Source organism: Vibrio sp. 10N.286.49.E11, from assembly GCF_041469505.1.
Classification (GTDB): Bacteria; Pseudomonadota; Gammaproteobacteria; order Enterobacterales; family Vibrionaceae; genus Vibrio; species Vibrio crassostreae_C.
Genome location: NZ_JBFRKQ010000055.1, coordinates 1 through 22,553 on the forward strand (window position 1 = coordinate 1; position 22,553 = coordinate 22,553).

Here is a 22,553-nt window from a genome sequence, read left to right on the forward strand (position 1 = left end):
GTGTTCATGACACGCTTACATTAGATCTACAAACTACTGAAGATTGAACATAAGCATTTAAGGCGGATTCTCAACGCTTGGCAATTTCAGTTTGGGTCAGCTTTAGTGCTGAATGTGGCAAGGTTTAAGGTTGGGTGGTCGCGTTGTTCACCACTTATTTGGGTGTTAGCTGTCCGAGTGCTCAATGGTTTGTGTCGTACGGAATAAAATAAAAATGAAACTATACAAATTTACTCCTTCCCTAGATATCGCTGAAAAGATATCCCTAGGTATATTTCGCTTCTATGAGCTAACGAAATACATAAAAATTGAAGATGATGTCGGTCGAGCTGACTCCTCCGAAGGTTCAGTGAGCTTTCTTCCTGAAGAGTATCAACACTTTCCGGAAAAGCTTCCAGTTGGGAGGTTTAAGGGGATTGAGTTTAAGTGTATCAGCGCAGGAAATGATGAAGAATATTTAAAACAATATTTCGTTTTTTGTATGAGTACAAAAAAAGATGAGGCTGCAATCGGTGACTCTAAGTATGCTGTAGAGTTGCATAGAGATAACTTCGATTTTTTTATGCAGTTTTTAAATGAATCCTACGAAAAATTTGAAAGTCCGAATGGGCACCAGTTTTTTAGTCATGGGGAGGTTGAATATTATGATATACACAATCACCCTAAATCGATTATTGGTGAGTTTTGGCGAGAAGTTTACCTTAAACATGCTGAATTCAAATACCAAAGCGAGTATAGAGCTGCTTTTTTCGCATCTGACTTCTTCTTTCATCGCGTACAAGACAGTCCATTCGTCATAGAGAAAAAAATCTATCAAGATGGAAAATCATTGGACTTCAATTTGGAAATATATGTTCAATCCGGTGTGGACGCTGAGGGCTGGCGTTACTTAGAAATGGATATATCAACATTTGCGGCAAATATAAGTCCAGAAAAAAGTGAAATCATTGAAGTATATAGGGAAAAATCGAACAACAGCTAACATAACGAATCCCACCTTTTGCTAGTGCGATTCTACTCATTGCATTGGCACTTCAGAACAACTTTGCCATACCTCTGATTATTCATGGATTGCTAATTTAGCAAAAGCACTGGCAAATAATTGTCCAGAAACGTTTTTAAAATTGATCAAACTCTATTGTCCTCCGACAACAATGGCTAGATATAGAGCGAGCATAGGGTCAGATAGAGTTTAAAAGTGGGGGGAGTTGGTGATCTTAATTACACATCCCTGTGTAACGTATTTTGAATGTCAGCTGGCTTTAAAGAGCTTCATAAATTGACTAAAGCGTGGAATCAGGTTTTGCACAGTCGGCGCATCGGGAATCTCATTTACAAAAATCATAAAGCGCTGTGCTTTACTTTTATCACCTTGAGCAGTCCCTGCTAGTATTGCTTGAGCTAAAATTACATGCTCAGCGGTAACGTCCTTATTCGAAAATTCGTGAATCAACATAGAAAATCCTAATAAGTATAAATACGGATATAATAATACAATATATTGATGTTTATATCGATAGCTTATGGCATTCATCAATGTCAGATTTGTGTAAAAACAATACTGGACAGTGAGCTTAGTGACTTTCCATACTTATGCTAATTCGTGATTTGCTAATACTTGGTTCTCCGAAGCTCATTTATGTACAGGTGCTTCGTAGGATGAATTTTTACCTTTGGCACTTCCTTTCTCGAAAGTGCCTTAAACGTTTCATTAGGTATGGCACGAGTAATACAACTAGCTAATGTGAAAAACAGGTACATTGCTCACCAAACAGCGATAAAAAAAATTCGTTTCCAAATTTTGAAATAGACCCAGTAAAGCGCAGTGTTATTTTTTGTTATTGGGGATCTACATGCCCAGAACAAGTATAGGACTGACCATCAACACCACGAATAGCGATCTGGTAGTTCAGCGCCAATCCATTGCCAACGATGTCTGACAGGCCCTCAGTTTCTGGATTGTTCATGCGATCGTGGTACATCTGACAAACGTGTTCTTCACCATGCCATTTTGATTGCACCTCTTCGATTCCATCAGCCTCGATGTCTACGCGAGCAACTCCATTTGTGCGCTTGGCTGCTTTGGTCGTGATGATCGTCGTCGTCATTGATGTATAACGAATACCATCGATTTTCGAACTGGCTTCGGTAAGTTGGTCGTGGTCTGCGTGTGTGATAATTGGGTCAGACACGAAGGCGTTCGCAGCCTTTACCTTTAAGCTGGTACAGCCAGTAATTGTCATAAGTGCAAGTGCGATAGCTGTTAAACCAATGGTTTTGATTGAGGTCATTTCATTGTCCTGTTAGTCATTCTGTCTGGGATTTAATATAAACAATAAAACACTGTATTATTAGTTAAAACTATGAATACTAACTTACCGATAATGGAAATCCGCGACTAGCATTGGTTACTTGTTTAAGACCACTCTAAGTCCAACTCCAACTCTTCACGTGCTTGGTCGTGAATGTCCTTGGGGGTTCGTGTCATAAAGGGCTATGTTAGATCTGGCTTATCCATAAGCTTTGTTAATTTAGAAAAAGCGCAACTCAATTTTATCCAAATCCAGTTCAACACGACCCAAAAACAAAAAGGGATTGGTATCTCTACCAATCCTTTCACTACTTATTTATAAAGTAACGGCTCTTATTCTCTACAAACTCTCAATGGCTTTCTGTACCGCAGGGCCAATCTGACGCTTACGCGAAGTTACACCTTCTAGCGTCAACATATCGCTTGTTGGTTCAGCATTGAAAGCAGATTTGATGACTTGGTAGTCACTTTCATCCACCCAAAGTAAGTTTGCTTCTTTGTTCTTAGTGTCTGTGATAGAGAAGAACAGATAGTCTAGCCCGTTCTCTTCTTTGTAGGCTTTCATAGCCGCCAAAAGCTCATCTTTGCGGTCAATCAATTGCTGAGCCGTTAGCGTTTCAGCCACACCGATACCCACCTGTTTGCCACCGTATTTAAAGTTTTTGTAATCCAGCGTCAGAATGGTTTCAGAAGAAAGATGACTGAGATCCGACTTAGCAATCAGCATCTGTTGGCCGAAATCTTCGATATCTGAAATACCTGCAACTTTTGCCAGTTTTTCAGCATATTCACGATCATGCTCAGTCGTGGTTGATGATTGGAATACCACAGTGTCAGAAAGGATCGCGCCTAAGCCTACACAAGCAAGGTGCTTAGGTAGTGTCACATCCAGCTTTTCAGCGTTGTCAGCCAGAATAGTTGCAGCCGATCCCCAACCTCGAATATCCATTTCGACAATTTGTGGGGTGTTAATCGGTGAGCCACCAATTGCGTGATGATCAACCACAGCAACAATCGATGCTTGGTCGATAGTTGGTGCTAGTTGAGTGACTTGATTGAAGTCCACCAGCCCCACTCGGTATGAAGAGTAATCTGTCTCTACGCGTGGTGATTCAGCATTACAGTAGTTCAAGATGAAGGTGGATTCTGGATTGATAGGCTCTGGTACTGTCGCTGTACCGCCATAGATATGAGCCGCGAGCATCGCAGACATTACCGTGTCGCTGTCTGGGCTTAGGTGCCCTGTCCATACGAGATCTTCACTGTTTTCATTAGCAGATTGTTGCAAGCTAAAAGCAAAACTTGCTGAACTGAAAGACATAATTACGGCTGCAACGACAGGGGTTAGCTTCACGGGTATTTCCTTATTTGAATTCGATATAGAATCACATAAGCTAAACACCAAAAATTTCAGAACCGTGTAACTAATATTTCAGTTTTACTTCAGTAAGTAACTAAATGTAATTGCCCTTAGGCTTTCACTGTTAATCACACCAAAGCTCAACTTGGATTAGGTTAGCTTTTCATTATTTCACAATGAATTTCAATGAACCCTAATGATAAGAAAGCTAAGACACTGATTTATTGACCACATAACATCATCAACCCACATACTGAAAATAAGATAATCTTATTAAAAATGGATTATCGAAAGGCACAAATAAGGCTACAAAGCAGCCTTATTGAGTAAGCATAAATGAGCTATTGATTCACCGATATCGAGGTTCTGTTCCTCCCCTTTCCCACTACTGGTAAGGGATCGGAGATGTAAACCAAGGGGAGGTTAGGAGGGGATTCTAGTGTTTGTATCGAAAGGTATTACTATCATCAACAATCTCGATTTTAACAGGCACGGTGCCTTGTTTAACGTTGCCGATTTTTGCAAATGCCTTGTGCGACAGGTCGATCACTCGGCCTTTTACATAAGGGCCTCGATCATTAATTTTCACATCAACAGACTTGTTATTGTTTGTATTGGTCACTCTCACGATAGTCCCGAATGGCAAGGTTTTATGAGCCGCAGTAGTCGCATTCATATTATACGTCTCACCACTTGCTGTGAGCCTTCCATGGAATTTATCGCCATACCAAGAAGCTTTACCAGCAAGAGCATGTGACTTGGCATATTCCTTTGTTTTAGAACTGCCGACAGCCGACGTTGAGGTGCATCCGGCTAATATCATAAGGATAAGAGCGGTAAAGATAATATGTAATTTTTTCATGTGGTTTGTGTGCGCTAATCTCTGCATGTTTCTCTATTTTCGTTGTTGTTGGTTAGCAATATAATGCTGAGTATAGTCACTGCTCAGCCAAGGCTACCATTCGGTATGATGACGGAATGTTTTCATGAACGACACTTTCTTCCGTCATATTCATGAAAGGTTTTATCGTCAAAACGTCAACTTTAACAACGTCTTAAATCTGTATATTTCTTAATCGCTTCATGTAGATAAGTCACTCAGCCAAACATCCAAATACAAAAGCGGATTGGTATCTCTACCAATCCTCTTTAGGGGTAATTCGTTTTTCTGCCTTAAGCGCAATTGTCCGTAATCAGTCACCTACGCTTCTTCTCGGCTGTATAAGTTACGCTTTACTGGTCTGTACGACGTTCGAAATCTGCTTGGCTTTTGTTTCAGGCACCAAAGACATCAACCCGGTAGTCACAAGCGCGGCAATACCAGACATGGTTACAGGTGACCCAAATATGCTTTGCACTAGCTTGGGTGCTTCTTTCAATAAATCCGGCACTAGCATCACCCCAAGCCCTAAGCCTAGTGAGATGGCAATCGTCATAATTCTGCGGCGATCCAGTTTTTCATTGGCGATGATTTTGATGCCCGCCGCAGCAACCGTACCGAACATCACTAATGTCGCCCCGCCCAATACTGGCTTTGGAATCGTCATTAAAACCGCACCTAAGATGGGAAATAACCCTAACAGAAAAAGAATCGCGGCAATGAAGTAGCCGATGTAGCGACTCGCGATCCCCGTAAAATGGATCACACCGTTGTTCTGGCTGAAAGTCGTGTTCGGAAAAGTATTGAATACCGCTGCGATGAGCGAGTTCACACCGTCACCCAGCACGCCAGCCTTGAGTCGATTGATGTATTTTGGCCCCTTAACTGGCTGCCCTGAGAACATACTGTTGGCGGTAAGGTCACCCGTGGTTTCAATAACGGTAATCAAGTAAATAAAAGCGATAGGCAGGAAGGCTTGCCAATCAAAAGCGAAGCCATATTTAAATGGAACTGGAATGCTCAATAACGGTTGAGATGCAAAAGAAACCATGGGTGCTTTGCCCATCAGAATAGCAACGCCCCACCCTACAACCAATCCGACTAAAATCGACGACAGCCTTACCATGGTGTTGTTGCTTAGGTTAAGTGCCACTATGGTTCCGAGCACAATCGCACCCAACATCAGGTTGCTTCCAGAACCAAAATCTTCTGCACCAACACCACCAGCGATATCAGTGACGCCAACTTTAATCAAAGAGACACCAATCGTCGTGATAACGATGCCGGTCACAACGGGCGTGATCACTACTTTGAGTTTTTCGATAAAGCGCGATAGGACGATTTCGACAAATGCACCAAAGAAGCAGACACCAAAAATGGTGGCGAGCATTTCATCCGGCCCACCGCCATTTGCTTTAACAAGAAAACCCGCACCTAACACAGAACCTAAGAACGCAAAGCTGGTCCCTTGGACACAGATCATCCCTGCGCCAACTGGCCCTATTTTTCTAGCTTGTATAAAAGTGCCAACCCCAGACACCATCAGTGCCATGCTGATCAAATAAGGGATGTGTTCACCCAACCCTAAAACACCGCCAATAATGAGCGTGGGTGTGATAATTCCAACAAAGCTGGCTAATACATGCTGCAGCGCCGCGTAACTGGCTGCTTTGACTGATGGTCGATCGTCTAATCCGTAGATCAATTCACTGTTCTGTTCCATGTGACTTCCTTTATGTATTTTTTATTGTATACAATTTACATAAAGGCAATAGAGCAACATATATGCCAATGGTTTAACATCATATTTATCAATCAGTTAAGTTTTCGCTCAAGTTAATGCTGCACTAAAGAGCAACATTGTCGGTTTGTTTTAGTGCAACGAAGAGCACAAAGCACTCATTTGACTTGGTTTATCCGTAACCTTCCACTCAATATCGCAGGCACAAAAAAAAGATTGGTATCTCTACCAATCCTCTTTAGGGGGTGTTTCGGTTTTCTACCTTATGACAGGTAGATAACACTATTACTCGTAGTCAGTCGCGTAAGTGTCTTCGTATGTGTGCGAGTAGAATTCGAACAGGTTGCCAAACGGGTCTTCTAGGTAAACCATTTGTGCTTGTTTTAGTTCGTCTTCTGGGTGGTAACGCATGATGTCCATACGGACCTTACCGCCAAACTCTTCAACACGTTTAATCGCTGAATGAAACTGCTCTTTTGGAAGCTGTAGACAGAAGTGGAAGATACCTAGACGTGAGAAATCAACTTCGTGACGCTCTTGGCGCTCTTTCATTTCGAACAGCTCAACACCGATACCATCAGATGTTACTAGGTGTGCAATGTTGAAGCCTTTAAAGCCTTCACCGAACACAGCGATACACATGCGGCCGATTGCTGATTCGCGCTCTTCCATCACTTTGGTGTTGTTCATTACGATTCTTAGACCTAGAGCTTTCGTGTAAAACTCGACTGCTTGGTCCATGTCACCCACCATGATGCCTACGTGATTCATTTTCATAACTTGCTCCAAATTCGTTTTAAATTCTGTGCTTTTCGAAGTCTAGCTTCGGTGTTTCGTTTCGATGGAGAGAGTATAGGTACATGCGTTAATTAACTGAAATTATCATAATTTATATTAATGATAATTTTTTGTTATTTACAGTTTGATATAACAACTCAACTCACGCAAAGAAACCATACCGAACCCTACCTACATAGACACATAGATACATAGATACACACACCAATAGAGATAAGCCCAATGTAGAGAACAACCTAAAGAGCATAGCTACTTAAATTGGGAGTTGTTGATGTTTGATGGCTTTTGTTAATCGTTTTTGTTGATAGCTTTTACCGATAGTCTTTTCCTTTCGAAGATAGGATTCGCCTATTGAATCTATAGAAATGTCCGATTTCACTAATTTTCGGTGGCAATGCAATATATCTACATCGACGCGGGATAGCGTTAAACACTACAAATTAGAAAGAGAGTCAAAACATGATCAACACAGAAATCAAACCATTCAACGCAACAGCATTTAAAAACGGCGAATTCGTAGAAATCACTGAGCAAGACGTTAAAGGCAAGTGGGCTGTATTCTTCTTCTACCCAGCAGACTTCACATTTGTATGTCCAACTGAGCTAGTTGACCTACAAGACAAATACGCAGAGCTTCAATCTCGCGGCGTAGAAGTTTACTCAGTATCAACTGACACTCACTTCTCTCACAAAGCATGGCACGATACTTCTGACAAAATCGGCACTATCGAATACTTCATGGTAGGCGACCAAACAGGCAACATCACAAATAACTTCAACGTTATGCGTGAAGGTCAAGGCCTTGCAGACCGTGCAACGTTCCTAATCGACCCTGAAGGCGTTATCCAAGCAATGGAAATCACAGCTGAAGGCATCGGCCGTGACGCAGAAGACCTACTACGCAAGGTTAAAGCAGCACAATACGTAGCCGCTAATCCAGGTGAAGTTTGCCCAGCTAAATGGAAAGAAGGCGAAGAGACTCTAGCTCCATCTCTAGACCTAGTAGGCAAGATTTAATCTAAGCCTAGCTAACAAGAATAGCTAAACGGTTCTACAGGCGCGCTTCGGCCCCCCTCCTAAAGGGCAGTCGCGCGCCACCCTTTCAAACCATCAACACCACAATATTTGCCGACTTGCGCCCCTTTTTATTTTCCTTTTTCAGCAAGAAGGTATTGGTCAATACCAAGACACAGAATTTAAGAGCAGGCACGATTATGTTAGATCAAGCAATGAAGCAGCAGCTAAAAGCATACCTAGAAAACCTAAAAACCAATGTTCAGTTAGTGCTTAGCCTGGATGGCAGCGACACCGCGAACAAACTTCAAGATCTGGCGAATGACATCTCGTCTTTAACCGATAAAATTGAAGTGACTCGCGATGACAGCGCAAGCACTCGCAGCCCTATCATGCAGGTCGTGAACCAAGAGAAATGCACCGCGATCGGTTTTGCCGGTTTGCCAATGGGTCACGAATTTACGTCACTGGTTCTAGCACTGCTTCATAGTGGTGGTCACCCTATCAAGCTTGAAGCGGACGTAATCGAGCAAATTAAAGAACTCGGTCAAGAGCTTAATGTAGAGATTTTTATCTCGCTCTCATGCCAAAACTGTCCAGAAGTGGTTCAAGCCTTCAATATGATGTCGGCGATTAATCCTATGGTTAAGACAACGATGATCGACGGCGCAGCATTCCAAGATGAAGTGAAGTCTCGCGACATCATGGCAGTACCAAGTGTATTCGTTAATGGTGAGCTATTTGGTCAAGGCCGTATGTCACTGGCTGAAATCCTTAACAAGGTTGATTCAGGCGCAGCGGAAAAGAAAGCAGCAAACCTAAACCAACAAGCACCGTTTGATGTATTGGTTGTAGGCGGCGGCCCTGCAGGTTCTTCAGCGGCAATTTATGCTGCACGTAAAGGCATTCGTACTGGTGTGGTTGCTGACCGATTCGGCGGCCAAGTGATGGACACCATGGCGATTGAGAACTTTATCTCAGTAAAAGCGACAACTGGCCCTAAATTAGTGGCAAGCCTTGAAGAGCACGTAAAAGAGTACGGTGTTGAAGTGATGACTGAGCAGCGCGCTGCAAACATCATTGCAGCAGAAGACACTGAAGACGGCTACATCCACGTTGAGCTAGAGAGCGGCGCAACACTACGAGCTCGCACGGTTATCACAAGTACCGGTGCTCGCTGGCGTGAAATGAACGTTCCGGGTGAGCAAGAGTACCGCAATAAAGGCGTCGCTTACTGCCCACACTGTGACGGTCCATTGTTCAAAGGCAAAAAAACAGCGGTTATCGGTGGCGGTAACTCAGGTATTGAAGCGGCTATCGACCTAGCAGGTATCGTGGAACACGTAACTGTGCTTGAGTTTGCGGACACACTGCGCGCTGACCAAGTACTTATCGACAAAGCGAACGCAACGCCAAACATCGAAATCATCAAGATGGCTCAAACCACACAGGTATTGGGTGATGGAACTCGCGTAACTGGTCTGGAATACAAAGACCGCAACACCGATGAACTTAAACAGATCGAACTCGCAGGTATCTTTGTACAAATCGGCCTGATGCCAAACAGCGAATGGTTGAAGGGTTCAAAGGTAGAGCTTTCACCACGCGGTGAAATTGAAATTAACGCTCATGGCGCAACATCTATGAAAGGTGTGTTCGCAGCGGGTGACGTAACAACCGTACCTTACAAACAGATCATCATTGCGATGGGTGAAGGTGCGAAAGCAAGCTTAGGTGCATTTGACCACCTAATCCGTAACTCAGCTCCGGTTAAAGAGGCTGAAACGGCTTAACCTTTACACTGAAAAGCTTAAAGCTTTTAACTCAAGTTCCTTAAATATTTGTTAACTTAATTCTTTACTGTTAACGACTTAGTCGACATTTAGACGCCACTCCTATGGATTTAGGAGTGGTTTTTTTCTTTGTGATTTATGCAGGTTGATAAAGCATGAAGGCAACCACCATCGCTAAGCTTCCACCCAAGCAACGGTTCACAAACATCGTCTGTTTTGGTGATTGCAGCAACTTTTTAAGCATGGTGCCGCAATACGCCCACACCAACATGCACGGCACACCAGTAATCACCATGCCCGCGATAATGGTCACGACTTGAATCAAGTAATCGGCATTCGGAGTAATGAACTGTGAAAACACGGTTAATGACGCTATCCAACCTTTAGGGTTTAACACCTGCACCAGCACACCAGACATGAAACCTGAACGATTGTCGGTGGTGCTTTCTTCGATCTGCATGTTCGCAATCGACCACGCCATGAACAGCAAATAAGCCGCACCCGCGTATTTCAAAATGCTGTATAGCTCTGGGTAAAGGGTAAATAGGCTCACCAAACCGACACTAGAACCCGCCAATACGATGATGATGCCAACAGCGTTCCCAGAGATAAAAGGTAAAGTCGCAGCAAATCCATAACGACTTGAAATCCCAAGTAATGCGATATTGCCAGCCCCAGGGGTAATTGCAATTGATGTTGAAAATAGCAAGAACGCCAGCATTAATTGAGAGCTCATTTCCTCTCACTCCTAATAAGTAAAGTATTTATAGGGGGAGAGTTTACAGATTCGACTAGGAATTAAATTGCTATATAGGCTAATATTAATCCAAATTTGAGCAAGACTTTTCTAAAATAGCCATGAAACAGAAAGAATCCACCAAAGAAGTGTTAGATGACACAGATATCGCCATCTTAGAGCATATCCAGCAAGACGGACGCATGAGCAACAGCAAGCTCGCAGAGAAGGTCAACCTCAGCGAAACCCCATGCTGGCGTCGTTGGAAACGCATGGAGGAAACTGGCTATATCGATGGTTACGCCGCTAAGCTGAATCGTAAGAAATTAGGCTTTCATGTGGCTGGTTTTACCCTTGTAACACTAGGCAATCATGAAGTTGAAAACACAGAACCGTTCGAAGAGTTTGTCGCGGTAACCGATTGGATTCCAATGTGTCACTGCATTGCAGGCGGCGCCGATTACATGGTGCAAGTGTTGGCGAAAGATTTAGAAGAGTACTTTGAGCGTATTAGCTCGATCAGACGAGTCAAAGGCGTGAGTGCGATTCAGTCGAACATCTCAGTAAAAGAGTTGAAAAACAGCTATCGATTACCGCTTTCAGATTAGCTCCCTAAAACACATAAAACAAAAAGCCCAGCCGCGATAGATTTCTAAAGTCTAAGGCTCTGGGCTTAACGTTATTATTTACTGGGTTAACTGGCTTAGCTATTCACAAGGATGAGCTAGATGGATCAAGGCTAAACCACCGAGTGATGTTTCACGATATTTCTTGTTCATGTCTTTACCGGTTTGGTACATGGTTGCGATGACCTTATCGAGTGAGATCAAAGACTTGCTGTTTCGCTTCAATGCCATGCGAGATGCATTAATTGCCTTCATCGCACCCATCGCATTTCGCTCGATACACGGCACTTGAACCAAGCCGCCAATTGGGTCACAAGTCATACCCAATGAGTGTTCCATCGCGATTTCCGCCGCAATACAGATCTGCTCATTGCTGCCACCGCGTAGTGCCGTTAATCCCGCAGCCGCCATAGAGGATGATACGCCTACCTCACCTTGGCATCCTACTTCCGCACCAGAGATCGAAGCGTTAGTTTTGTACAGAATACCAATCGCGCCCGATACCGCTAAGAAATCTTTTAACTGCTTAGTATCCAACTCTTTAATGAAGCGATGGTAGTACATCAACACAGCAGGAATAACGCCCGCCGCACCATTGGTTGGTGATGTTACCACTTGGCCACCAGCCGCATTTTCTTCGCTAACCGCAAACGCAAACAAGTTAATCCAATCCATGATTTCCATTGGGTCGTTTTCAACCGCCGCATTCGCTTCTAACTTTTTCAGTAGGTTAGGCGCACGACGAGTTACGTTCAAACCACCATCAAGAATGCCTTCGGTTTCAAAGCCACGCTCCATACAACGACTCATCACTCGCCAGATTTGATCCGCTTTCTCTGAAATAATGTCAGCGCCTTCGAACTCCGCTTCATTTTTTAGAATCATACCACCGAGGCTCATCCCACTATTGTCAGCTTGTTGAAGCATTTGATCGGCGTTTTTGAACGGGAAAGGAACTTCTACCGCTTGGGTTTGAGTACCATTTTGCAGTTCATCAGCAGTTGCGATAAAACCGCCGCCAATCGAATAATAAGTTTCATCGACAATCACGTTGCCACTCTGGTCAAACGCAGTAATCATCATGCCATTTTCATGCAGAGGCAGATTGTCTTTGTGGAACAACATGTCGGTTTCGTAGTTGAAGGCAATGTGCTTGGTGCCCGCTAAATCCATCTCACCACTGTCTACGGCATGACGCATTGCTTGGTTTGCGCTGGTGATTTTGATGGTGTCTGGTTTATTGCCGAGTAGCCCCAATATTGTAGCTCTGTCGGTGTGGTGACCTATGCCAGTCAATGACAAAGAACCGTATAAATCCACCTTAATACGCGTCACTTCTGCGATTTTATCAGCGATTAATTGTGTGAAATGGAAACCCGCAATCATTGGGCCGTTGGTGTGAGAGCTCGATGGCCCAACACCAATTTTGTAGATATCAAAGATCGATAACATAGATATACCAGTAAAAAATCGGTCAATTAAGAAAGAGCGGCATAAAGCCAATCAGGGATAACAGTACAAGCAGCAATCGTCACAACAGCGAACACCAACAAGCCATAATGACTCGCGGTAGGCTTTGCAAACAAATGCTTTTGCTTTTCTATAAATTCATTTTGTTGCTCGGTTACCTCTCCCCAGAAGCGGCTCACAACAACACCTAACACTAAGAAAACCACAGTGCCAATCAAGGCAAACCAAGGCCAAGCTATTCCGCTGTATTTGGCGATGAATACGACGGCCACACTGCCAATACTGCCCGCAATTACGCCTTTCTCGTTTGCTTGTTTGAAGAACAAACCCAAGATGAAAGAGCCAAGGCGAATACCAACAAAAATAGAGGTTAAGCTCGCAATCGTTTTAAGCACTGATTCATTAGAAACAGCCAGTAACGCAGGCACAACAACCGACGCTGCAGCAACCAGGCTCATTTTTCTAGCCACTGATTCATAGTGCGCGTCAGAGGCTTGCTTACGGAAGAAGCGCTTATAGAAATCGAACGTTGCGACCGTCGCCATTGAGTTATAGGTGGAATCCAATGTCGACATTGCCGCTGCCGAAAGTGCTGAGATCACCAAACCAACAATGATTGGGTTGGTATGGTTAAACACAAAATCGAGAATCACTTCGTTGCTGTTTTCAAAACTGCTGTCTTGATAAAAGACACTTAACAGCACCCCTATCACAGCAAAGAACAGATAAACAAAAAATGCGCCGTAGCCACAAAGCAACATCGATTTTTGCGCTGTTTTAACACACTTAGTCGCCAATGTTCTTTGAATAATCAGTTGGTTAGTGCCATACACACTCAGGTGCAAGAAGCTCACAGCCACTACGCCGGCCCACAATGTGGTATCGACGCCTAAGTCAAAATCGAGATTGATGATATTCAAATGTTCAGGAGACAACATCTCGCCCGCATCGATTTTCATCAGCAATAAAACAAAGATCGCAATGCTGCCGATAATCAACACTGCTGACTGAAGCATGTCAGTCCAGATTACAGTCGAGATACCACCCGCATAGGTATACAACGCAGTAAATACGCTGATGTAGATGATCGCCTCAGAGATACTCACTGGCAGCACTTGCACTAAGATCAGGGCTACCGCATACAGAATAACCCCTGCCGAAATACACTGAACCACAATGAACACGATGGAATTGATCGTGCGAGCAACAACGCCAAAGCGGTGCTCTAGGTATTCGTAAATCGAGGTTAGGCCGAGCTTGTAAAACACCGGAACAAAGAAAAGCACAGTGAAAAAGATCACTATTGGATAGTTCAAATGTACGCTCATCGCTTCCATGCCTGAGCTATAAACCCAGCCCGGCATGCCAACGAACGTCATTGCGCTGATGTAGGTTGCAAGAATCGACACACCTGCCGTAAACCAACCAAACTGTTTTCCACCAGTCGAAAAGTCGCCACCGACGCTATAGCGCCTATTAACTAAGTAGCTGATAAACAAAGTAGTTAGCACATAAAGAGCAATAACCACAAAACTTGAGTACGTAACCATTTTTAGATTCCGTTTATTGTATGTCGCAATTAATTCGCTGCCAATAGTACTCAAAAATGGATGTTTTCCCTCAAAAACCCACAATAAGTGTGACTATTATCACTAAGATAGACGATTAAACACTCAAACCACCCCACAAAGCACAAAAACCCAGTTAAATGAGATCAAGATCACTAAAATGCACAAAATGGGTACGCACTCATTTTAAAATTGACTTTGATCACGGATCTAATAACCACAAAAATTCTATTATCTCTCCCGAAATGAAGACGGTGTGATGAAGCTAAATAATCAACACACAATAATTAAAACCAAAACCACCCTATATAAAATAAAGGTTTATCGGTCATGACCATTAAAAAACACATGAGCGAAGTTCCTATGATTCAAAGGGTAGCCGCATATCTAGCAATTCTAGTAGGTTACTTTTTTTATTGTTATAACTTTGTAATTATTGACTACGTACGCCCATACATTGTGGAAGAATATGCTGGTATTAGCCTTTCTGATACCGCTCAGTTCTACACTTGGCAGTCGGTTGGTGCTCTGATTGGTGCACTGAGCTGTGCATGGTTCGCAACTAAGTTCGGCAAGAAATCCACGCTAATAGCAATTACGGCTTTAAACGGTGGTGCAACCATCATCAACATGATGTTTACCGACTACGCGACATGGGCCGCAATGCGTTTCATCATTGGACTATCTTTAGGTGGTTACTTCACGGTAGCAGTAAGCCTGATGATTGGCCTATTTACACCAACGGTTCGCGGTAAGTTGACTGCTTTTGCTTCTTCAATGTTCTCTGTTGCTTTAGTGGCAATGGGCGCTTACGCAGCCTTCATTACAAGTGTTGATGCACCTTGGCAGAGCCTAATGTGGGTAGGTGGTATTCCACCGCTTGTAGCAGCAGCGTTAATGATCTTTGTATTACCAAGCGACAAAACTGTGATCGCCTACGGTGAAGAAGATCAACAAACAACAACCAATACAGCTGGGGAAGTAACCGAAGCTAAAAAAGGTTCTTGGGGTGAGATGTTAAGCAAGCCTTACCGCAAAATTACGATTACTTGTTTACTTCTTTCTGGTCTTAACTTCTACGGATTCCAATTCTTCGGTGGCTTTGTAACTACCTACCTGAAAGATGTTCGTATGTTTGATGGTGCAACCATCGGTTTGATCTTCTCTATCTCAGCATTTGGTTCACTCTTCGGTGCTTGGTTCTGGGGATGGGCAGCAGATAAGTACGGTCGTAAGATCAACGCGTTCGGCTTCATCCTCGCAGGTATCATGGTTTCTATCTTCTTTGTCGCACCTGGCGACATGATGATTGGCGGCCTAAACATGCTGGCTCTTCTGGGTCTTATCTACAACTTCGGCCTGTCTGCTTCTGCAGTATGGGGCGGTTACTTCTCTGAATTGTTCCCAGCACGCTTGCGTAGCTATGGTGCAGCTTTATTCCATGGCGGTCGTATTATCGGCATGTGGGCACCAATGGTTCTTATCTTCATCCAAGAGCGTACCGACCTACAAACAGCAATGTGGGGCTCACCAATCGTATGGATTATCGCCGGCCTACTATGGCTAACACTGCCTGAAACTCTAAAAGGTGGCGTCTTCGATAAGAGCAAAAAAGCTGAAGCAGCAAAAGCTTAATTCGACACTCATACGCTGAAGTTCAAATACGAAAAGTTTAAAGCCGGCTGATAAATCAGCCGGTAACAAAATCCAAATCGAGTCCTGTTCCGAATGTTGACTCGACAACACAAAGAGAAATTATTATGTCTAAATATCAAGAAGCGAAACGCATTGTTCGTGAATACTTCGATGCAATGGAAAACGCAACTCACGAGAACGTTGCTGAAGTTTTAAAAGCACACACTTCTGAAGATTACTTGTGGCGCGGTGTTTACCCATTCCGTGAGCAAGAAGGCGCACAAGCAGCAGCTGACGTATTCTGGGCACCAATGATGAAGTCAATGACTCGCATGCAGCGTCGTCAAGACATCTTCATCGGTGGTAACAACGAAGTTAACCCAGATGAGATTTGGGTAATGAGCATGGGTCACTTCATGGGTCTATTCGACGCTGAATACCTAGGTATGCGCCCAACTGGCAAGATCATGAACGTTCGCTACGCAGAATTTAACTGTGTTGTTGATGGCAAAATCACTAAGACAGGCCTGTTTCTAGACCTACTAGGCATGATGGATCAAGCGGGTTGCTACCCACTTCCACCATCAACTGGTAAGCACTTCGTATACCCTGGCCCACGTAACCACGACGGTCTGCTATTCGAAGACGCGGCTCCAGAAGAAGGTGTTGCGACACTTGCTCTAGTAAACAAAATGGTTGATGACCTGTCTGCTCTTAACGACAGCGGCGCGATGGGTTGCCCACCAGAAGTACTAGCGAAGAGCTGGTCAAAAGACATGATTTGGTACGGCCCATGTGGTATCGGCGCGTCTTACACAATTCCTCGCTACCAACAACAGCACCAACTTCCTTTCCGTAACAACCTGAAAGACAAGAAGTTCAACGGCCACGTTTGTCGTTTCGCTGAAGGTAACTTCTCTTGTTTCTTCGGTTGGCCAAACCTATCAAACACACCAACAGGTGGCTTCCTAGGTATGACTGGCGGTGAAGTACGTGCAAACATGCAAGTAGTTGACGTTTACTACCGTGACGGTGACAAACTGTCTGAGAACTGGGTTCTTATCGACCTTCCTTACTGGCTACAACAGCAAGGTCTAGATGTGTTCGAACGCACTTCAAGCATCATGAACCCAACGCTGTAATCGATACGCTTTAATCCAAAAGATTGAAACGAAATAGTGGCAACCTAAATAGACATCTGATTTAGGTTGCCACGCTTACTGGGGGACCCTTCTCGCTCCTAGTAAGTGCTCCAACCAATTCATTATTGCTCCACTAATAACTGAATCTACTAGTGCCTCATGGATGGGGTACACCCTGCCAAACCATTACCAATATAACGGGCTTGAAAGCACGGTGGCTTTCTACGGCCTGAATAAAGAGAATTACAATGAAAAAGTCGATTCTTTCAGCAGTGATCCTGACAGCACTTACCTCAGGTTCTGCTTTTGCTGCACACACTTTTACCAATGACGCGGGCGATAGCCTTACTTTAGACGGTCGTTTCGACGTTCGTTACCAAGATAAGGGCGGCGACCACAACGGTGAGTGGAACAGCGGTAGCTCTCGTTTCGGCCTTAAAGGTCAAATGGGACTCGATAACGGCTGGACTGGCTTTGGCCATGCTGAATGGGGTTACAACTCAGGTGCTAACGGCGACAATATTTACGACCGACTTCTATACGCAGGCGTAGAGCACGACAAATACGGCAAGATCGCAGCAGGTACTAAGCAGTGGTCTACTTTTTATGACGTCGCATGGTACACCGACTTAGGTCGTGTCTTCGGTACTCGCGGCTCAGGTGTTTACAACCTTTCTGACTGGGGTATTGCATCTGGTACAGGTCGAGCAGAAAACTCCATTACTTACCGTAACTCAATCAACGACCAAGTAAGCTACGGCTTCACTTACCAAACGACACGTGAAGAAGTGGCACTAGCGAGTAATGCGACAGCTTCATTGAAAAACGGAATGGGTGCGTCAATCACTTACAAACCGGTTGATGGCGTAACACTAGGTGCAGCTTACCACCAAAATGAAATTGCAGACCTAGACTCAGGTGTGGTTGGCGTAGAAAATGGCGACAACATGCGCATCATGCTATTGGGTGCGAACTACAGCAACGGCGGCTTCTACGCAGGTGCCACTTTCCATGTTGGCGAAAACTGGGAAGCTGTAAGCCAAGGCGGTACGGATGTAATGTTCGATACCCTAGGTGGTGAAATCTACACGTACTACCACTTCGACAATGGCCTACGCCCTACGTTGAACTACAACTACATGGAAGATCGTGATGACCAAACAGATGGCTATGAGCGTAACCTGCTTATCCCTGGTGTTGAATACCACTTCCAGAAGAACAAATTCCTAGTTTGGACTGAATACCAATTCGACCTAGGTAAAGATCAGCTCGTTGGCAATAAATTCGAAAACAGAGATGACCAATTCGCTGCAGGTATTCGTTACTACTTCTAACGCCCAGTTAGTCGATTCATAAATTCTTTAAACAAAGCTCTGCTCTTACGCAGAGCTTTTTTGGGTCATACCCAGAATAATATTCAACACTCTCTATTAACCCTTATTTTTCATCCAATCATGGCATATTGTATTTTTGAGTACGTACCTAATTATGTTACTCTATGCACAATCAATTTGGTTCAAAAGTATGGTCTATGAGCTCTCCAAAACACTCCACGGCGTCAAAGCCAACCGTCACCTCTAAAGATGTCGCTAAACTTGCTGGCGTTTCTCAATCAACTGTATCTCGTGTATTTGTCCCGGGCAGTTCAGTGTCTGAAAAGACCAAGCAAAAAGTGTTCGATGCAGCAAAATCGTTGAACTATCGTCCCAATGCCTTTGCCCGCAGTCTGACGACAAATGAGTCCAAATTGATTGGCTTAGTTTTCCCAGATGCCGACTACCCTATCCACATGAAAACTCTGCAGCTTATCTCTACTGAGCTACAAAAGCAGGGTTACTCTGCGGTATTGATTCCTTGGCAAGTGGATGGAAACGACAACCACTCGATTCCTAATATCTTCCAATACCGAGTTGATGGCGTAATTGCTGCTTCGGCGACCTTTAATAAGTCGCTTTATGAAGAGTGTGAAGAGTTCAACATCCCCATTGTTCAGTATGCTCGTGTAGTTGAGGGGACTAAGAGTAGCCATGTAATAAGTGACAACTACGCCGCAGGCCAAGTCGCCGCTCAACATTTACATAGCGTAGGAACAAAGTCAGCGGTTTACCTGACAGGTAACGTGCCAACCTACACCAACGGCGAGCGTGAATCGGGCTTTTGCTCAGAATTCGAAGATCTAACAGGCAAGCAAGCTCGTGTTATTGAAGCTGACTATGACTACCTTGATGCTCTAGATACCATTCGGACTCTGTTTTCAGAACCCACACATCCTCAAGCGATTTTCTGTGCGACAGATAACCTCGCGATGGCAGTAATGGATGTGGCGCGCTTAGAATTTAACCTGCGTATTCCAGAAGATCTTCAAGTGATTGGTTTTGACGATATCCCACAGACTCAATGGTTGAATTACCAACTCACTACCTTCAAGCAAGATTTCAGACGCCTTGCACGTGAATCAGTGAAAATTGTCGTTAGCCAGATTCAAGAGCAAGACACAAGCTTGGTTAAGCTGATGGTGCCAGTGAAGTTCATTGAACGAAACACGACGCTAAAACAGAACCAACGTTAAGACGCTTTCAAACAAAAATCCCGCTCAGTGTGAGCGGGATTTTTTATGATATTTAACTAGTTACCTACACCACCGGTCTTCTCTGCCGGAGAGTCAGGCGTCACTGGAGGCCACTCTTGGAAGGTTGCTAGATGTTGTTGGACAGCCGCTTGTGCCGGGCCAAATGCCCACATTTTCTGTCCCATCCATTTCAAGTACATTCCAGACTCTTCAGCTGCTCGCTCGTAAGGATCACGACGCAGGTTGAACAATAGTGGTGCGTTAAGTTCTTCTTTCGGGCCACTCCAACCGTGATTCTGAACCACGAAGTGTGCCTTCCAATCTCCTACTCGAACGGCTTGTAGCTTATCTCGCTCGTAGTAGTAAATCTCTTTACGATTCGACTCGCCTTTTTCCGTCAACATATCGACTTGGTTGTAACCATCGAGATGCGCTTTAAAGCCATCGTGACCTTTCAGCATTTTCTCTTTCAGGTCTTTTGGACCACCAGCCGCTGCAATCAAAGTTGGCAACCAATCCATACCATCAAAGATGCCATTGCCGACACTGCCAGCTGGGATTTTGCCCGGCCAACTCACCAATGCAGGAGCACGAACACCACCTTCCCATGTTGTGCCTTTTTCACCATGGAATGGAGTCATGCCGCCATCTGGCCATGTCATGACTTCAGGGCCATTATCAGCCGTGAAAATAATGATGGTGTTATCTGCAATGCCGAGCTCTTCCATTTTGGTAAGCATCTCACCAACATGATCATCGAGATCTTTCATGACCACTTCTTGCAGTCCCCACCCGTTCTGGCCAAGCATGGCTTCATATTCTTCAGAAAGGTGCGTCCAAACGTGACCACGTGATGGACAGTACCAAGTGAAGAACGGTTTATCCGCTTCAACCGCCCTTTCGATGAAGTTGATCGCGTGTTTATTGACTTCGTCATCGAGAGTACGCATACGTTCTATCGACAATGCACCATCGTCTTCAATGGTTTGACCGCCCTTGCCGTCCGATTTCGCGTAAATCACGTTACGAGGTGCGAAGGCATCTAACGAGCCATCTTTTGGCCAATCAGGGTCCTCGGTGTATTCCATTGCATTCAGGTGATACAACCAGCCCCAATACTCATCAAAACCATGCATAGTTGGTAAAAATTCGTCTCGGTCACCTAAGTGGTTTTTACCAAATTGCCCCGTCACATAGCCCATGCTCTTGAGCATTTCTGGAAGCGTTGGGGTATCCGCACTCAAACCCACAGGCCCACCAGGTAAGCCAACGGAGTGCATGCCTGTTCGTACTGGTAACTGCCCAGTTAAGAAGGCTGAACGACCCGCGGTACACGAAGGTTGAGCGTAGTAATCGGTGAGTAACATGCCCTTCTCGGCAATGCTGTCGATATTTGGTGTTTCACTGCTCATCACGCCATTGTGATAGGCACTTAAGTTTGAGATCCCCACATCATCAGTGAAGATAACAAAGATATTTGGCTGCTCTTGAGCTGACCATGCTGATAGCGAAAAGCTACTCAACGCACTCAGAATAAGAAGATGGAAAATCCTTTTCATAGAATGTCCTTATGCTGTTTCAGATTGCTCGTTATGAATCATTTTTAAACCGACTAAGCCAAAGCCCAGTTCCAAGATCAGATAGACAAAAAGTAGCCAATGCGGCATGCCATCCACCACCAAACTGATGACTCGTCCGGCAGCTAAACCCAACATGAAAACCACCAAACTATAGAGCGCTGGCAGTCGATACTTTTTGAACAGTGCGCCAAACACCCAAAACAACGCCAGAGCCAAATAAAGCCCCATCACTGCACGAAAGATATGAGTCACATTGATGGGGCTAGCATCGATCCCAAAAAGGTAATCAAGAGAGACAACTGGTGCATAACCATAAGACAGTGCAATCGGTGTTAAACCTAAAACAGCAACTAACAAGAAAATACTTTGTGGCTTCATACCCTTACTCTCAAAATTTGGCTCTTTAAAAAAAACATAGTCTACAATCAGAGATATACAAGTTGCATATAAGCAAGGTGAATCAAAGATCCAATCATTCATTAAGGCGCAGTTTCACATCGAATATAGGGATATCAATATGGCTAAATGGCGCTACCTACTCGCATCAGCATTGGCTGCCAGTTCAACCGTAAATGCTCAGGAAGCAAACGAACAAGCGGATACAAAAAAGTGGCAACATAGCTTCGAAATTTACGCGCTCGCACTCAATATCCGCGGAGACAGTACCATTGGTGATTTGTCTGCTGATGTCGATGTGGATCCTGCATTCATCATGGATCATCTTGATATGACCGCAATGGTGCGTTTAGAGGGTATCTATGGCAATCAGTGGGGCTATTACATTGACTACAGCTTCATGAAGTTAAGCGGAAAAACGAACTCAGTTTTAGGTAGCAACCTAGAGGTATTGAAAGGCAATCTTGATATCCGACAAGGTGTTTTAGATGTGAAGGGTTTTAAGCGCTACCAATACGATTTTGGCACGATTGATTATCTGTTTGGGCTTCGTTGGTGGGATAACGACATTGATACCAAGCTTTACGGTTCAGGTGGTAGGTTAAGTGTCGACCGATCACTTGATGAAGAATGGGTTGACTACCAAGTAGGTGTGAGATGGATTACGCAGATCAATAAGGATTGGAAGTTTCACGCAACCATGGATGCAGGGCTTGGTAGCGACACCGACTTTACCTCTTCCCTATTAACTGGCGTACGATACCAGATAAACAGTTGGTCTGACTTAAATATTGCCTATAAATCGACCTGGGTTGATTACGAAAACAAAGGAACCTTTGAATACGATACCGCATCGCAAGGATTCCTGATTGGTTGGGCTGCTCATTTTTAATGATGAGTCAAAAAATTGAGAATTGAGGTAAGCCTGATTCAT

20 protein-coding genes are annotated in these 22,553 nt (G+C 44.2%); 9 read left to right on the top strand and 11 right to left on the bottom strand.

Going from position 1 to position 22,553, the window contains the following annotated elements; genetic code table 11:
* Window positions 1–214: 214 nt before the first annotated feature.
* Window positions 215–982 carry a hypothetical protein gene (locus tag AB4167_RS12610; protein WP_136994532.1) on the top strand — a complete coding sequence of 256 codons (768 nt, stop codon included), beginning with the start codon at window positions 215–217 and terminating at the stop codon, window positions 980–982.
* A 270-nt stretch (window positions 983–1,252) separates the two neighbouring features.
* On the opposite strand, the gene AB4167_RS12615 is transcribed toward AB4167_RS12610, so the two are convergent.
* The 6 genes from AB4167_RS12615 to AB4167_RS12640 form a co-directional block, all read right to left on the bottom strand.
* Window positions 1,253–1,456 carry a pyrophosphatase gene (locus AB4167_RS12615; RefSeq protein WP_102420170.1) on the bottom strand — a complete coding sequence of 68 codons (204 nt, stop codon included), beginning with the start codon at window positions 1,454–1,456 and terminating at the stop codon, window positions 1,253–1,255.
* Between the two features lie 382 nt (window positions 1,457–1,838).
* Window positions 1,839–2,291, bottom strand: a complete 453-nt coding sequence (locus tag AB4167_RS12620; RefSeq protein ID WP_017089087.1) for a hypothetical protein — start codon at window positions 2,289–2,291, stop codon at window positions 1,839–1,841.
* A gap of 360 nt (window positions 2,292–2,651) precedes the next feature.
* Window positions 2,652–3,665, bottom strand: coding sequence for a manganese-dependent inorganic pyrophosphatase (locus tag AB4167_RS12625; RefSeq protein ID WP_017089088.1), 1,014 nt, complete (start codon window positions 3,663–3,665; stop codon window positions 2,652–2,654).
* 442 nt (window positions 3,666–4,107) lie between these two features.
* A complete protein-coding gene (locus tag AB4167_RS12630) occupies window positions 4,108–4,560 on the bottom strand; it encodes a septal ring lytic transglycosylase RlpA family protein (protein WP_102320537.1) in 453 nt (150 codons plus the stop codon).
* A gap of 337 nt (window positions 4,561–4,897) precedes the next feature.
* The gene (locus tag AB4167_RS12635) at window positions 4,898–6,274 is read right to left on the bottom strand and encodes a uracil-xanthine permease family protein (protein ID WP_372136608.1); all 1,377 of its coding nucleotides are present in this window, start codon (window positions 6,272–6,274) and stop codon (window positions 4,898–4,900) included.
* A 303-nt stretch (window positions 6,275–6,577) separates the two neighbouring features.
* Window positions 6,578–7,069 carry a VOC family protein gene (locus AB4167_RS12640; protein ID WP_017065261.1) on the bottom strand — a complete coding sequence of 164 codons (492 nt, stop codon included), beginning with the start codon at window positions 7,067–7,069 and terminating at the stop codon, window positions 6,578–6,580.
* A 480-nt stretch (window positions 7,070–7,549) separates the two neighbouring features.
* Here AB4167_RS12640 and ahpC point away from each other — a divergent pair, with 480 nt between their 5' ends.
* Window positions 7,550–8,107, top strand: a complete 558-nt coding sequence (gene ahpC, locus AB4167_RS12645; protein WP_016798107.1) for an alkyl hydroperoxide reductase subunit C — start codon at window positions 7,550–7,552, stop codon at window positions 8,105–8,107.
* Between the two features lie 197 nt (window positions 8,108–8,304).
* Window positions 8,305–9,897 (top strand): alkyl hydroperoxide reductase subunit F, encoded by a 1,593-nt coding sequence (ahpF, locus tag AB4167_RS12650; protein ID WP_372136609.1) that lies wholly within the window; start codon window positions 8,305–8,307, stop codon window positions 9,895–9,897.
* Window positions 9,898–10,033: 136 nt separating this feature from the next.
* Here ahpF and AB4167_RS12655 read toward each other — a convergent pair whose 3' ends face one another.
* Complete coding sequence (locus AB4167_RS12655; RefSeq protein ID WP_372136610.1) at window positions 10,034–10,633, bottom strand: LysE family translocator; 600 nt, start codon at window positions 10,631–10,633, stop codon at window positions 10,034–10,036.
* Window positions 10,634–10,755: 122 nt separating this feature from the next.
* On the opposite strand from AB4167_RS12655, the gene AB4167_RS12660 reads away from it, so the two are divergent.
* On the top strand, window positions 10,756–11,241 hold the full coding sequence (locus tag AB4167_RS12660; protein ID WP_017065258.1) for an Lrp/AsnC family transcriptional regulator: 486 nt from the start codon (window positions 10,756–10,758) through the stop codon (window positions 11,239–11,241).
* Between the two features lie 99 nt (window positions 11,242–11,340).
* Here AB4167_RS12660 and AB4167_RS12665 read toward each other — a convergent pair whose 3' ends face one another.
* On the bottom strand, window positions 11,341–12,711 hold the full coding sequence (locus AB4167_RS12665; protein ID WP_372136611.1) for an L-serine ammonia-lyase: 1,371 nt from the start codon (window positions 12,709–12,711) through the stop codon (window positions 11,341–11,343).
* Window positions 12,712–12,737: 26 nt separating this feature from the next.
* The gene (locus tag AB4167_RS12670; protein ID WP_372136612.1) at window positions 12,738–14,279 is read right to left on the bottom strand and encodes a sodium:solute symporter family transporter; all 1,542 of its coding nucleotides are present in this window, start codon (window positions 14,277–14,279) and stop codon (window positions 12,738–12,740) included.
* A 348-nt stretch (window positions 14,280–14,627) separates the two neighbouring features.
* On the opposite strand from AB4167_RS12670, the gene AB4167_RS12675 reads away from it, so the two are divergent.
* The 4 genes from AB4167_RS12675 (at window position 14,628) to AB4167_RS12690 (ending at window position 19,643) form a co-directional block, all read left to right on the top strand.
* A complete protein-coding gene (locus AB4167_RS12675) occupies window positions 14,628–15,932 on the top strand; it encodes an MFS transporter (RefSeq protein ID WP_017065255.1) in 1,305 nt (434 codons plus the stop codon).
* A 125-nt stretch (window positions 15,933–16,057) separates the two neighbouring features.
* A complete protein-coding gene (locus AB4167_RS12680) occupies window positions 16,058–17,074 on the top strand; it encodes a nuclear transport factor 2 family protein (RefSeq protein ID WP_017065254.1) in 1,017 nt (338 codons plus the stop codon).
* 248 nt (window positions 17,075–17,322) lie between these two features.
* The gene (locus tag AB4167_RS12685) at window positions 17,323–18,408 is read left to right on the top strand and encodes a porin (RefSeq protein WP_017065839.1); all 1,086 of its coding nucleotides are present in this window, start codon (window positions 17,323–17,325) and stop codon (window positions 18,406–18,408) included.
* A gap of 197 nt (window positions 18,409–18,605) precedes the next feature.
* Window positions 18,606–19,643 carry a LacI family DNA-binding transcriptional regulator gene (locus AB4167_RS12690; RefSeq protein WP_017065252.1) on the top strand — a complete coding sequence of 346 codons (1,038 nt, stop codon included), beginning with the start codon at window positions 18,606–18,608 and terminating at the stop codon, window positions 19,641–19,643.
* A gap of 56 nt (window positions 19,644–19,699) precedes the next feature.
* Here the strand turns inward: AB4167_RS12690 and AB4167_RS12695 are convergent, their stop codons facing one another.
* Together AB4167_RS12695 and AB4167_RS12700 are read right to left on the bottom strand one after the other, a co-directional pair.
* Window positions 19,700–21,202: an arylsulfatase gene (locus AB4167_RS12695; RefSeq protein ID WP_372136613.1), complete on the bottom strand. Its 1,503-nt coding sequence runs from the start codon at window positions 21,200–21,202 to the stop codon at window positions 19,700–19,702.
* A gap of 9 nt (window positions 21,203–21,211) precedes the next feature.
* Window positions 21,212–21,601, bottom strand: coding sequence for a DUF4345 domain-containing protein (locus tag AB4167_RS12700; protein ID WP_372136622.1), 390 nt, complete (start codon window positions 21,599–21,601; stop codon window positions 21,212–21,214).
* A 139-nt stretch (window positions 21,602–21,740) separates the two neighbouring features.
* On the opposite strand from AB4167_RS12700, the gene AB4167_RS12705 reads away from it, so the two are divergent.
* Window positions 21,741–22,511, top strand: coding sequence for a DUF481 domain-containing protein (locus AB4167_RS12705; RefSeq protein WP_372136614.1), 771 nt, complete (start codon window positions 21,741–21,743; stop codon window positions 22,509–22,511).
* Window positions 22,512–22,553 lie beyond the last annotated feature (42 nt).